Raw genomic sequence first — 13,904 nt, 5'->3', positions numbered from 1 at the left:
TTTTTTATAAGGTTTTGGAGTTTCTAAGATACTTCTTGATTCAACATCATCAAATCCATCAAATCACCAGATTACATGTCTCTTATATACATCTCCGAGCACACGAGACCGAGGCTGACATCGTATGCTGTCTTCAGCTTGAAGAAAAAAATTATTTATAACTAACTATAAATAAACAATAAAAATATAAATATAAAATAAATAATAAGCAAGCAAAATAGATGTTTATTCTGTAATTTCAAAAACAATAGAAAATATGAAAAACTTAAAAATAAGTGAGTTCATATATAAAATACTAATAAGTAAGCTAGGTGAAAATGTATGGTTAATTCAATTTTGAATGGGATTTTTAGAACTGTTATAGTAAGTAATTTAAGTATTTTTCTGATATTGATTTTCAAGAAAAATGTATTCAAAAGATTTAGTAAAAAATTTAATTATTACATATGGATGATAGTTGTTACTAAGCTATTGCTGCCTTTTACATACTATACCTTTACAATAAACATCTTGAGAAGCAAAGAAAATATCAATATTAATAACATAAATTTAGAAGGCTTTAATAATATTTCAAATTTAAAGAATAATATTTTATTATATGCTTGGCTAATAACTGTAGTAATATATTTAATTCATACTCTCTTTAAATACATAAAACTTAAAAACTTGATAAATGATTTATCCTATGATGTTGAGGATGAAGAAATAATAAATCTCTACAAAGATATATTAAAAGAATTTAATATAACAAAAGATATAAAATTAAAATATTCTTATGAAGTTGAAACACCAGCATTTTTTGATTCATGTGTGCTTTTACCACCACATGAGTATAATTTAAAAGAACTCAATTGGATTTTTAGACACGAACTTATGCATTTTAAGAGTAGAGATCTTTGTCTAAAGTATGTAATGATATTTTTAAAAATAGTATATTGGTTTAATCCATTTGTATACATAATGGACAAACATATAGATTTAGATTGTGAACTTTATTGTGATGAAAGAGTTTTGAAGAACCGTAGTGAAGAAGAAAAACAAGATTATGCTCTAACAATTATAAATGCGATGAGAAGAGGTTCAAATATTTCAAATAAATTTGTGGCTGGATTACATAAACAATCTGATATTAGAAAAAGGGTAATAAATATGTTTAATGAAAAATACAAAAATGGTATTTTAATGGCATTAATTTTATGTTTATTATCTTCTATTACTTTTTTAAAGGTCAATTCAACTAGTATTTCTAATTTAAATGTATTACCAGAAGAAGTAGATTACTCAGAACCTATTAGAATCGCAGTAATTTCATTTATATCATTTACATATGCAGATGCTCCTGAAAAGCTTAGAAAAGAACATAAAGAAAACTGTGAATATATAGGTAAGATTCCAAAAGATTCTGATAAAATAGAGGTTGATATAAAATTCTATAACAAATTAAAACCATAATTAAATTTGAAAAAACGATAGTCTAAAAGTCACTCTTATAAGAGTGACTTTTTATTTACAACAAGTTAAAAAATTCACTATATTTCTAACTTTATAGAAGTTCTATTAAAAAATATACGATACATAAAAACGCACAAAAAAACACATAAAACAATATTTATGCGTACTTTAGCTTCAAAAGGTACAAAATTCTTTACTTTTACAAACTCCTATTATATAATTAAATAAATAATGTATATTTAGGTGACATATTGGATAAACTAATTAATTATTATTTATTAATATAATGATACTATAAAAGTTATATAAAGAGGTTTACAAAAAAGTTACAGATAGAGCTTTTATTAATGTATTGTGTATTAGTATTTTATCCTTAGGTACACTTCACCTACAAAATAGAATCATAAGATAATTATGGGAAAATTTTAGGAGGTTTATCGTGAAGAAAAAGATATTAATACCAGTATTTGCATCAGTTATGGCATTATCAGTAAGTTCCATTGTAAATGCAGATGAAATAAATGATTCATCTCAAAATAAAGATGATAAAACAAATACTGAATTAAATTTAGGTGAATATAAAGAAGTAAAATATAAAGTTGCAAGAATAAAAGATGGAGTAGCTATAAAGATAAGAGAAGAAGGACAAGTTCAAAATATAGCTTATTCTGGAGACGAATTTACAGTTCTAGGAATCCAAGGAGAATGGGTTAAAGTTAAAGTTGAAGATGGCGAAGGTTGGTTAGCTACTAGATATGTAGATATATCTGAAGGGGTAGGATATACTAACGCTGATAAAGTAAACTTAAGAAAAGATAAAAGTGAAAATTCAGAAGTAATTGGAGAGCTAGAAAAAGGAAGCTCTTTATTGGTTTTAGAGGAAAATGGAGATTGGCTGAAAGTTAAAGATGGAGAAACAGAAGGATATGTAAAATCATCTTATGTAACTGATAAAGCTCCAGTAATAGAAGAACCACAAGTAGACCAAAATGTTACTCAAAATGGAGATTCTACAAACACAAATAACACTCAACAAAACAATACAAATGACAATCAACAAAACAATAATTCAAATGTGCCAACAGCTAACTCTAATGCAGTTCAAGCTGTACTTAATTTGGCTTATTCTAAGCAAGGTTGCCCATATGTTTGGGGAGCAGAAGGGCCAAATACTTTTGACTGTTCAGGATTTACACAATATGTATACAGAAATGCAGTAGGAAAGAAGATACCAAGAACATCTAAGGCACAATCTAATTATGGACAAACTGTAAGTAAGGCAAATTTACAGCCAGGAGACTTAGTATTCTTTACAACTAATGGTTCTGGTTCTGTTAGCCATGTTGGTATATACGTAGGTGGGGGTAATATGATACATTCACCATCAACAGGAAAAACAGTTCGTGTAACTAGTATAAATTCAGCATACTATACAGCAAGATTTGTTACAGCAAAAAGAATCTTATAATCGATTTGTACTATAACAAGTTGATAAATACATAAATACAAATGCTCTATATTATATTTAATTTAATCAGGAAACTTAAAATGATTATATGTTAAATGCAATATAGAGTGTTTTTGTATTATCTTAAATTTTGATTTGGATTTGTATTAATATTACTATTAAATAGTATTCTTTCCAGATAATGATTATTTGTGCAATACCTTGACAGGATAAGGTAAAGGTGATAAGCTACTAACAGTACAAAAATACTTTTAATTTTAGTTCAGAGAGGCTAAAAAAGGAGGACGAAAGATGTTAAAATCAAGAAATTTAATCCAACCAGAAGACTTTTCAATAGAAGAAATAGATGAAATATTAGAATTAGCTCAAAAAATAATTGACAATCCGTCAAAATATTCTCATATATGTGAAGGTAAACTATTAGCTACATTATTTTACGAACCGTCAACAAGAACAAGATTAAGTTTTGAATCTGCTATGAACAGACTAGGAGGTCGTGTCGTAGGTTTTTCAGAGCCAAACTCATCATCTGCATCAAAGGGTGAAACTTTAGGTGATACGATGAGAATAGTATCTGGTTATGTTGATATAATAGCTATGAGACACCCTCAATCAGGTGCAGCTACAGAAGCATCAAAATTTACAGAAGTACCATTTATAAATGCAGGAGATGGCGGAAATCAGCATCCAACCCAAACACTTACAGATTTACTTACTATAAAATCATTAAAAGGAACTTTAGAAAATCACACAATAGGATTATGTGGTGATTTAAAATATGGAAGAACTGTACATTCTTTAGTTAAGGCTATGGCAAGATACAAAAATACTAAGTTTGTATTTATAGCACCTGAAGAACTAAAAATGCCAGACTATATAAAAGAAGCTATAAAGGGACATGCTTACTATGAAACTAATAATTTAGATGATGTTATAGGAAGTTTGGATGTTTTATATATGACTAGAATTCAACAAGAAAGATTTGAAGATAAATCAGAATACGAAAGACTGAAAAACTATTATATTTTAAATAAGGCTAAATTAGAAAAAGCATCTGAAAATATGTTAGTAATGCATCCATTACCAAGAGTAAATGAAATAGATGTTGATGTAGATACAGATGATAGAGCTGTTTATTTTAAGCAAGCTAAATATGGAATGTTCGTTAGAATGGCATTAATAATAAAGCTTCTAGGTATAAATGAAGGCTAGGTTACATTATATAATAGTAAAGTAAAGGAGATTTTGGGATGTATAAAATTCTAGAGAATATATACATAGGTGAAGATATGTATAGAATGAAAGTAAAAGGTACTTTTGAAGGTAAGATGGGGCAATTTTATATGCTAAGAGCATGGGATACTTATCCAGTACTTTCAAGACCTATAAGTATACATGATATAGATGAAGATGGTATAACTTTTCTTTATAAAGTAGTAGGAGAAGGAACTCAAATTCTTAGTAATCTAAAAGTAAATGATACTATAAAGCTAGAAGGCCCTTATGGAAATGGATATAGTAAAGTTGATGGAAAAGTAGCTCTAGTAGGTGGTGGAATCGGTGTAGCACCATTATATTTAGTTGCTAAAAATATAAAAAACTGTGATGCTTATCTTGGATTTAGAGAAGATGTTATATTAGAAAATGAATATAAAGAAGTTTGTAATGAGGTATATACAACAGTAGGAAATACGTTTGTAACAGATATAATTGATGTAGAGAAATATGATTATATATTAACATGTGGACCAACTCCAATGATGGAAAAATTGGTTAAAATGGTAGAAGGTACTAAAACAAGGATTATGGTGTCACTTGAAAATCATATGGCATGTGGAGTAGGAGCTTGTTTAGTATGTACATGTAAGACTACTAAAGGAAACAAAAAAACTTGCAAAGATGGTCCAGTATTTTGGGGAGAGGACGTGATTTTTAATGGCTAATTTAAACGTAAAATTTGGAAATATTGATTTTAAAAATCCAGTAATAATGGCGTCTGGGACTTTTGGATTTGGAAGAGAATATAATGAAATTTATGACATACAAAAACTTGGTGGCATAAGTAGTAAAGGTCTTACTTTAAATAAAAAACCTGGTAATAATGGTATGAGAGTTCATGAGACACCATCAGGTATGATGAACAGTGTTGGACTTGAAAATCCTGGGGTTCAAGGATTTATAGATAATGAACTTCCTTTCTTCAGTAAATTAGATTTAGTTAGAATTGCTAATGTTGGAGGTGGAACATTAGAAGACTATCTACTTGGGGTTAAACTGTTAAATGAAAAGCCTATAGATATTATTGAATTAAACATATCTTGTCCAAATGTCAAAGCAGGAGGAATGGCTTTTGGTATAAAAAATGAAGTTGCAAGAGAAGTTGTTCGTGAGGTAAGAAACGTAACTAAACTACCTCTAGTAATAAAATTATCGCCTAATGCTGAAGATATTGTGGGTATGGCAAAAGTTTGTGAAGAAGAAGGTGCTGATGGAGTATCTTTAGTTAATACGTTTAAAGCAATGGCAATTGATATAAAAAATAGAAAGCCAGTATTTGAAAATGTATATGCTGGATTATCTGGACCAGCTATAAAGCCTATAGCTCTTAGAATGGTACATGAAGTTTGTAAAAATGTAAATATACCAGTAATGGGAATGGGTGGAATAACTAAAGCTACAGATGCAATAGAATTTATAATGGCAGGTGCTACTTGTATTCAAGTTGGAACTGCAAATTTCATGAATCCTAAAATTGGTCTTGAAATAATAGATGGAATCAATGAATTTATGGATAGAGAAGGAATAAAGAGTCTAGAAGAAATAAGAGGAATTATATAAGCTAGTATAGGTATGATAAATAAGTATAACTAAAGCAAATAATATAAATTAAAATAAATATAATTTTATAATATTAACATGGAGGAAAAAATAATATGAGTAAAGTAGATGTAGTAGATATATTAAAGAAAAGTGATGCGTTATTAGAAGGACATTTTTTATTATCTTCAGGAAAGCACAGTAATAGATATGTGCAATGTGCAAAGTTATTAAGATTTCCAGAGTATGCAGCTGAAGTATTAAATACAGTTGTTGAACAAATAAAAGATTTAGGTATAGACTTAGTAGTTGGACCAGCTATGGGTGGAGTAGTAGTTTCTTATGAATTAGGAAGACAATTAGGAAAAGAAGCTATATTCACTGAGAGAAAAGATAATACAATGGAGTTAAGAAGAGGGTTTGAAGTTAAAAAAGGTGCAAAGATAATAATTGCTGAAGATGTTGTTACTACTGGTAAGTCAACTATGGAAACAAAAAGAGTATTAGAAGCATTAGGTGGAGAAGTTATAGGTGTTGCTTGTATAGCTGATAGAACTAATCATGATATAGGTATGCCTATATATAGTGCAGTAAAACTTGATATTCAAGTTTATGAAGCTGATGAATGTCCTTTATGTAAAGAAGGAAAATTACCAGTTGTTAAACCTGGAAGTAGAGAATTTAAAGAATTAGGAATGTAATAACTAATTAATTATATTTAACATTATTTGAATAAATACAAATTTTTTTGACTAAAAAAATATCAATGTAAATATATAAACAAGAGATAAAAAACAGTTAGCTTTCATTTAAAAAGCTAGCTGTTTTTTGTTAAAAATATATTTACAAAATAATCAATAGTAGCAGTACAATATAAGTATAAGATAAAAATTATTATATATATTGGGAGGGTTTTGGTATGAGTAATCAATTAGAGAAAAATCAAAAAAAGGTTGTATTTTTTGGAGTTGGTGCTGTTGGAGCTACTTTTGCAGAACAATTTTTAAATTCTAAATATGATTTTAAAATTCTTTGTGACCAAAAAAGAAAAAAAAGATATTTAGAAGATGGCTTTATAATAAATGGAAAAAGATATGACTTTGATTATATAACTAAAGATGAATATAAACAAGAAGCTGATTTTATAATTATAGGTTTAAAATACAATAACCTAAAAGAAAATATAGAAGAGTTAGATGGATTGGTTGGAAAAGATACAGTAATAATGTCTTTACTAAATGGAGTTAATAGTGAAGAGATAATAGGAGAAAGATTTGGAATTGAAAAAATGGTATATTCATATGTAACAAATATAGATGCAAAAAAAATAGAAAATAATATTATACATACTACAGATGGAATAATTGTATTTGGAAATAAAGATAATAGTGAAGATAGAAAAACAGATATAATAACTGAAGTTTTTGATAGTGTAAATATAGAATATGTATTATCAAAAAATATTCAACGAGACATGTGGTGGAAATACATGGTTAATATTGGAGTAAATCAAACTTCAGCTATACTTGGCGCTTCTTATGGAGTATTTCAAGATTCTGAATATCTAAGAGAGTTAGCAAAATCTGCAATGAGAGAAGTAGTTGATATAGCTCGAGTAAAAGGTATATGCCTTACAGAAGATGATGTAGAAAATTCATTACATAGAATACTAGAACATTCAAGAGAAGGTAGAACATCAATGCTTCAGGATGTAGAGGCTCATAGACTTACAGAAGTAGACATGTTTTCTAAGAATATTTGTGAGCTTGGAAGAAAGTATAACATACCTACTCCTGTAAATCAGACTTTTTTTTATATGATAAAAGTAATTGAAAGTAGATTTTAGGAAAATTTTAGAAAAAAATTGAGGCTGTAAGTAAATCTGTGTAAAAACAAATTTATTTACAGCTTTTTTAGTAGATACAATTGGTAAAAATGGTTATATCACAAATTATGAATACTAAAAAAATAAAAAATTTAAAATTTTTTATTTATTGCAAAAAAAAGAAAGAAATGCTATACTTTTTGTAATATATTATTTCAGTTGTTATGATACAGTAAATTTTTATAATTTAATCTGTCTAATAATGTCTTATAGTTTATGTTTTTATTATATTATAACAAAATAATATAAATAAAGTGATAGTATAGAAATAAGGTGATAGTATTGAAAGTAAAGTCAAATTTAGATGAAATTTTATATCATAAGATTATTGAAAGTCTTATCCGTGGTGAATACTCTGTAGGTCAGAAAATTTTACTTAATGACCTTTGTGAAAAGTTTGAAGTTAGCCGAACACCAGTCGTGCAGGCAGTAAAAATGTTAAATAAAGATGGTGTGCTTACTATTATGACAAATGGTAAGGTGTATGTACCAGAGTATGAATATGATATGGTAAAACAAGTTTGTGAAACAAGGACATTGATTGAAACATATGCCTTAGAAAAAATGATGCAAGAAGAAGAAGAGGTTTTTCAACAAAAGCTAGATACGATAAAAAAATATTCTGATAAATGCGAAACATTTTATCAACAAGGAAAATCTGTAGAACTTGCTCTTACAGATTTGAAATTACATAAAGCCATTGTTGAGGGTGCAAATAATAAAATTTTAAAAGATGTCTATGTTGGTATACAAGGAAGATTTATAGTGGTAAATTATTTGATACGACCATTAAAAAATCGTAATTATGAGGGAACAGTGCAAGACCATTTTGAAATATTGAAATACATTGAAAAGAGAGATACAAAAAAAGCAGTTGAGAAATTAAGAAATCATATCCAAGGAACTATTAAACGCTTCTGTGAAGATGAATAAGAGATTTTAAGATTCCTATATAGTACAGGAAGCCATATGGCTTCCTAAAAAATTAACCTTTTATAAAAAATTTTTTATTTTAAATTTAAAATTTTAAATTTTTTATAAAAATTTGAAAGAGGTGATAGGAACATTGAATAAAATTATTACAGAAAGGATAGAAAATACTATGAAAAAGTTATTTACAAGTGAAACATTTTTGGAATTTCAGTTTATCAGTGACTGCCAATTGTCTCCAGATGGAGGATATACAGCCTTTGTTGTAAAGAAAGCTGATATCAAAGGAAATGGTTACACAAGCCAACTCTATGTATTAGACAATAAAAGTGAAGAATTGAAACAAATAACTTCTATAGATTCTGTAGGAGCATACGCTTGGGAAAATGAAAATACGATTTTATTCCCCGCTTTGAGAAATGAAAAAGTAAAAGAAGATATTAAAAAGGGCAAGCAATGTATGAGTTATTATGCTTTATCTTTACACGGTGGAGAAGCAGAAGAACTTTTTAGATTACCAATCAAAGGTGGTAAATTGAATCCCATAGGAAAAGGTTTGTATGCAGTTATTGATTCTTATGATAATGACCAACCTGATGTGGAAGGATTGTCAGAAGAAGAACAGCAGAAAAAAATAAATGCTTATAATAAAAGACAACATGAACACTTTAAGGAAATTCCTTATGCTGTCAATGGTGAAGGATATATTAGTAGGAAAAGAAAACGCCTATACTTATATAACAATGATACAAAGGAATTAAATCCAATTACAGCTCCAATGTTTAATGTGGTAGGTATGAAAATAAATGATGGCAAAATATTATATGTAGGACAGGAATTTGAAAATGTAAAAGGTCTAAAAAATGGTGTTTATGTATTTGATACTAAAAATAATACGAATGTTTGTATATTAGAGAAAGATAATTATATCGTAAAAGGTTTTGAACTATATGAGAATAAGGCAGTATTAAATTTAACAGATGCTTTGTCTTATGGTAATGGTGAAAATGGAGATTTTTATATCATTGATATTGATACAAAAGAAATGAAACTTCTTTCAGAACATCAACATCATTGTATAGGAAATACAATAACATCTGATATTAAAATAGGTACAGGGCAGACAACAAAAGTAGATGGTGAATATATTTATTATACTTCTACAGTAAATATGGACTGCATTATTGAAAGAATACATATTCCAACAGGAAGACAGGAAAAAGTTACAAAAACAGGTTCTGTTGATTTTATTGATGTGAAAGATGGCAATATTGTATGTGTGGCTTGTACAGGAAATCAATTACCTGAAGTTTATACAGTAGAAAATGAAACGTTCTGCCAGAAAACATATTTGAATGAACATATTCTACAAGAGTATAAATTTTCTGAACCAGAATATATAGAATCGAAAGGAAGTTCTAATTGGGAAATACAAGGATATGCATTTAAACCAATAGATTATGAAGTAGGAAAGAAATATCCAGCTATTTTGGCAATTCATGGTGGACCAAGATTGACATATGGACCATATTTTATGCATGAAATACAGGTATTTACAAGTTCAGGATATTTTGTCTTTTTCTGTAATCCAAGAGGTTCTGAAGGTCGAGGCAATGACTTTGCTGATATTAGAAAACAATTTGGAGATATTGATTACACAGATTTTATGGAGTTTACAGATACTGTGCTTAAAAAATATCCTGATATTGATGAAACAAAATTGGCTGTAGAAGGTGGAAGCTATGGTGGATTTATGACCAACTGGATAATTGGTCATACAAATCGTTTTGCTGCGGCTTGTGCTCAGCGTTCTATTGCAAACTGGAGTGGTATGGAGGGTACAACAGATATTGGTTATTATTTTTGCAAAGGACAAACAGGAGCTTCACACATGGAAAATCATGAGCTTCAATGGAAACAATCTCCTCTTGCCTATGCTGATAAATGTGTTACTCCAACTTTATTCTTACATGGCGAAAAAGATTATCGCTGCTATATGCAAGAAGCATTCCAGATGTTTTCTGCATTAAAAATTCATGGATGTCCTACAAAACTTTGTCTTTTTACAGGAGAAAATCATGAGTTATCACGTTCTGGTAGACCAAAACAAAAACTACAAAGATTTGTAGAAATGTTAAATTGGTTTTCAATATATGTTAAAAAAGAGCAGTAAAGAGAGGAGAATATAAAAATGGAAAAACTAAAAGTTGAAAGTTCAGATATTTTCGAATATTTATTTCCTCATGATATTTCTTGTTCCCCTGATGGAGATTATATTGCTTATATTATATCAAATATCAATGAGGAAAAAGATTGTTATGAACATGACTTATATGTTATGGAAACAAAAACAAAGAAACAAATACATTTGACTCAAACAAAAGATGTAACAGCATTTAGCTGGATTTCTAATACAGAATTATTTTTTACTTCAAAAAGAGATAAACCAAAAGCAGGAACAACAGATTTTTATACTATTTCTATACAAGGGGGAGAAGCAAAAAAAGCATTTTCTATTCCAAAAGTCTGTGGTCTACCCGTATCATTGGGAAATAAATTGTGGTTATTGATGACAAAAAATCCAACAGATGCCAAAAAATCCGAAGCAGATAGAGCGGTAGAAGGTGTAGACTATTGGACATTTACAGATAAACCTTTTATAAGAGATGGAGAAAGTTTTTCTCAAAGAAGACGTGTTACATTAGAGTTGTATCAAGAAGGAAAAAATGAGACAAAAGCTATTACACCAAAATATTGTGAGGTAGCAAGTTTAGATGTTTCTTCTGACAAAAAAAGAATTTTATATATTGGTCAGATTTATGAAGATTGTGCGACACCTTTTTCTGGTCTTTGGGAGTATCATTTAGAAACTGGAGAAACAAAAGAACTTGTTCCACAAGGAAAGTATCAAATTAGCTTAGCTAAATATATTGGTGAAAATAAAGTAATGTTGCAGGCTTCTACATTAGACCGTTCTATTACACAGAACCATGATATATTTATGCTTAACTTGGATAATGGTGAAATGAATATGATTGCAAGCCCAGATGGTATGTATGCCACATTATTGGATGTAGATGCTGTATATGGTGGTGGGCGCAGTAATAAAGTCATAGGAGATAAATTTATTGGTGCAAGAATTTGCAGAACTATGACAGAGTTTAATGAATTTGACACAACAACAGGTAATATACGCATTATTACAAAAGTAGATGCTTTTACCTCTTTTGATGTTTATGACAACACAATGTATGTAGTTATGTTGAAAGACTATGAATTAGCAGAAATATATAGCATTGATATGACAACAGGAGAAATGATAAAAATGACTACTTTTTCTAAACCATACTTAGACAGTCATAAAGTGTCTTTGCCTGAAAAATTAACATTTATGGCAAAAAATGGAGAGGAAGTAGATGGTTTTGTAATACCACCTGTAGATGCTAAAAAAAATGAAAAATATCCAGCGGTATTATTTATTCATGGTGGACCTAAATGGGCATATGGCTATATGTTTACACATTTAAAACAGTGTGTAGCGTCAAAGGGAATGTATGTTATTTACTGTAATCCTCATGGAGGCGATGGATATGGTGAAAAATTCTTGGAGATGGTAGAAAGATGGGGTTATGTTGACTATGAACATCTCATAGAATTTGTAGATACCTGTATTGAAAAATATCCTGGTATTGATGCAGACCGTCTAGGTGTGACAGGAGGAAGTTATGGTGGTTATATGGCAAATTGGATAATTGGTCATACAGACCGTTTCAAAGCAGTTGCTTCTCAAAGAGGTATTAGTAATTTAGTTACAGCGTCTTTGATTATTGACTTTGGTGATAGAATTATGAAGCAAACTTGTGGTGATAAGACACCTTGGAATCATGAGGAAGTTCTTTGGAACCATTCTCCTATTAAGTATGTAAAAAATGTTAAAACACCAACTTTGTTCTTACATAGCGATAGAGATTATAGATGTTTTATGGGAGATACTTTCCAAATGTTTACAGCATTAAAACAGCTTGGTGTAGACACAGAAATGTATTTATTCCACGGAGATACGCACGGATTGTCTAGAAATGGCAGACCATCTAATAGAATTGTACGTGCTGATGCCATTGTAGATTGGTTTGAAAGATATTTATAATAAGGGGGTTATTCTATGAGTGAAATGTTATTATGGTTTAGTGTTGTATTAGTTTTATTTGCTATTGGAGATTTAATTGCAAGTAAAACAAAAGCAAAAGTTTCTGCTGTATTTGTCACATTACTTTTATTTCTGATTCTCTTTGTTACAAAAGTGATACCAGCAGATATTATTGAAAAAGCAGGTATGACTGCAGCGGCAAGTTGGAGTGTTCCAATGATTATGTTCAGTATGGGAACAATGTTGAATGTCAAACAGTTTATAGATGAATGGAGAACTGTGTTGACAGCATGGCTTGGAATTTTGGCAGTTATCATTTGTGTTTCATTGTGTATTCCTCTGTTTGGAAAAGCAACAGTATTGACAAGTATACCAGTTATAAATGGGGCTTTACCTGCTACCACTATTATGACACAGGCAGCACTAGAAAAAGGATTGACACTTGCAGCAGCTACAGCAACAGTTGTATTTGCAATTCAGAAATTTGTTGGTACACCAATTGCCTCTAGAGCTGCACTACAGGAAGCTAACCGCCTTTTAATAGAATATCATGAAGCAAAAGGAAAGGGAATTGATTTGGCAAATGTGGGTGGTGATAATAAAGAAACAGAAGGTACAGCAAAAAAAGCAAAACAGGCTTTCTGCGAAAAATATGATAAATATTATTCTACAAATGTTTGTATATTTTTTATAGCTATATTCTCTTATTTAGGATATGAGTTTTCAGAGATTATTCATGTGAATTATTCGATTGTATGTCTTGTTGTTGGTGTTCTTGTAACACGTATTGGTATTGTACCAAAAGACATTCTGGAAAAAGGAAAAATAAAGGGGTTTATCAACATGGTTGTGTTTGCAGCTGTTATTCCTTCTTTAGCGAAGGTTTCTTTGACAGATTTAGTTAGTCTTTTTGTACCAATTGTAGGTATGTTTGCAGTTTCTATTATTGGTATATTTATTACAATGAAGGTATTACCTGGATGGAAAATTATTGGTTCCAAACCTCTTGCCTTTGGTGTAGGATTTTGCCAGATGTTAGGATTCCCAACAACATATTTGATTTCAAATGAGGTATGTAATGCCATTGGGGAAACAGAAGAAGAAAGAGCATATTTGATTAAAAAATAACTACGCACACTCGTGACTTTAGTCATGAGTTAGTAGCTAAAATAGTCAGCATATAGGGAAACTTATATGTAGAGATA

Annotated in this window: 11 protein-coding genes; all 11 read left to right on the top strand. The window is 29.5% G+C overall.

Translation table 11 applies throughout. The features are described from left to right. Window positions 1–321: 321 nt before the first annotated feature. The 11 genes from KGF50_RS16195 to KGF50_RS16145 all read left to right on the top strand — a co-directional run bounded on the left by KGF50_RS16195 (window position 322) and on the right by KGF50_RS16145 (window position 13,827). Window positions 322–1,452: a M56 family metallopeptidase gene (locus KGF50_RS16195; protein WP_227849023.1), complete on the top strand. Its 1,131-nt coding sequence runs from the start codon at window positions 322–324 to the stop codon at window positions 1,450–1,452. A 439-nt stretch (window positions 1,453–1,891) separates the two neighbouring features. Then, window positions 1,892–2,920 carry an NlpC/P60 family protein gene (locus KGF50_RS16190; RefSeq protein ID WP_227849022.1) on the top strand — a complete coding sequence of 343 codons (1,029 nt, stop codon included), beginning with the start codon at window positions 1,892–1,894 and terminating at the stop codon, window positions 2,918–2,920. A 291-nt stretch (window positions 2,921–3,211) separates the two neighbouring features. Further along, window positions 3,212–4,132 carry an aspartate carbamoyltransferase gene (gene pyrB / locus KGF50_RS16185; protein ID WP_227849021.1) on the top strand — a complete coding sequence of 307 codons (921 nt, stop codon included), beginning with the start codon at window positions 3,212–3,214 and terminating at the stop codon, window positions 4,130–4,132. 38 nt (window positions 4,133–4,170) lie between these two features. Further along, complete coding sequence (locus tag KGF50_RS16180) at window positions 4,171–4,863, top strand: dihydroorotate dehydrogenase electron transfer subunit (protein ID WP_227849020.1); 693 nt, start codon at window positions 4,171–4,173, stop codon at window positions 4,861–4,863. Beyond that, on the top strand, window positions 4,856–5,758 hold the full coding sequence (locus KGF50_RS16175; RefSeq protein WP_227849019.1) for a dihydroorotate dehydrogenase: 903 nt from the start codon (window positions 4,856–4,858) through the stop codon (window positions 5,756–5,758). The genes KGF50_RS16180 and KGF50_RS16175 overlap by 8 nt, the downstream gene beginning before the upstream one ends. A 95-nt stretch (window positions 5,759–5,853) precedes the next feature. After that, on the top strand, window positions 5,854–6,438 hold the full coding sequence (pyrE, locus tag KGF50_RS16170) for an orotate phosphoribosyltransferase (RefSeq protein ID WP_227849018.1): 585 nt from the start codon (window positions 5,854–5,856) through the stop codon (window positions 6,436–6,438). A 218-nt stretch (window positions 6,439–6,656) separates the two neighbouring features. Then, the gene (locus tag KGF50_RS16165; RefSeq protein WP_227849017.1) at window positions 6,657–7,583 is read left to right on the top strand and encodes a ketopantoate reductase family protein; all 927 of its coding nucleotides are present in this window, start codon (window positions 6,657–6,659) and stop codon (window positions 7,581–7,583) included. Between the two features lie 312 nt (window positions 7,584–7,895). Continuing rightward, window positions 7,896–8,555 carry a GntR family transcriptional regulator gene (locus tag KGF50_RS16160; RefSeq protein ID WP_227849016.1) on the top strand — a complete coding sequence of 220 codons (660 nt, stop codon included), beginning with the start codon at window positions 7,896–7,898 and terminating at the stop codon, window positions 8,553–8,555. A gap of 133 nt (window positions 8,556–8,688) precedes the next feature. After that, window positions 8,689–10,725: an alpha/beta hydrolase family protein gene (locus tag KGF50_RS16155; RefSeq protein WP_227849015.1), complete on the top strand. Its 2,037-nt coding sequence runs from the start codon at window positions 8,689–8,691 to the stop codon at window positions 10,723–10,725. 18 nt (window positions 10,726–10,743) lie between these two features. Next, window positions 10,744–12,699 (top strand): alpha/beta hydrolase family protein, encoded by a 1,956-nt coding sequence (locus KGF50_RS16150; RefSeq protein WP_227849014.1) that lies wholly within the window; start codon window positions 10,744–10,746, stop codon window positions 12,697–12,699. A 15-nt stretch (window positions 12,700–12,714) separates the two neighbouring features. Continuing rightward, window positions 12,715–13,827 carry a permease gene (locus KGF50_RS16145; RefSeq protein WP_227849013.1) on the top strand — a complete coding sequence of 371 codons (1,113 nt, stop codon included), beginning with the start codon at window positions 12,715–12,717 and terminating at the stop codon, window positions 13,825–13,827. Window positions 13,828–13,904 lie beyond the last annotated feature (77 nt).

This window comes from Clostridioides sp. ZZV15-6598 (assembly GCF_020657705.1).
Classification (GTDB): Bacteria; Bacillota; Clostridia; order Peptostreptococcales; family Peptostreptococcaceae; genus Clostridioides; species Clostridioides difficile_F.
The sequence above is the reverse complement of the archived record's forward strand: the minus strand, read 5'-3'. Positions and strand labels throughout refer to the sequence as shown.